This is a genomic window from Adlercreutzia sp. DFI.6.23, assembly GCF_024462535.1.
Lineage (GTDB): Bacteria > Actinomycetota > Coriobacteriia > Coriobacteriales > Eggerthellaceae > Adlercreutzia > Adlercreutzia rubneri.
On the sequence record NZ_JANGBP010000510.1, the window covers coordinates 1 to 301 of the forward strand.

General features: G+C 59.8%; 1 protein-coding gene. It reads left to right on the forward strand.

Annotation, left to right across the window (positions count from 1 at the left end; all coding sequences use genetic code 11):
• Positions 1-113: 113 nt before the first annotated feature.
• Positions 114-301 (forward strand): hypothetical protein (locus NE591_RS14355; RefSeq protein ID WP_256156992.1); only part of this gene is annotated, 188 nt, incomplete at its 3' end.

Below are 301 nucleotides of genomic sequence, written 5' to 3' on the forward strand. Positions count from 1 at the left end.
ATTTTAACGAAGCTGATGCAGGCCTCGGCGCCCGTAAGCCAGGGGGAGCTCGGAAAGATTCTAGGCATGAAGCCCAATGTGGTGACCCAGGCCGCCTCCAGACTCCCTGCTTCGTGTTTGACGAGGCCGAGCTGCGCCAGAACTTCAGTGACTTTCGCCGGGCCTTGGCGGATCACTGGTCGCCCTACGCGAACGTCGCCTACTCCGTGAAAACCAACCCCTTTCCATGGATCCTGGAAGTGGCCCGCGACGAAGCAGTGAAACGCGTTCCCATGGATTTCCCCCTAACCTTCATCGCGGG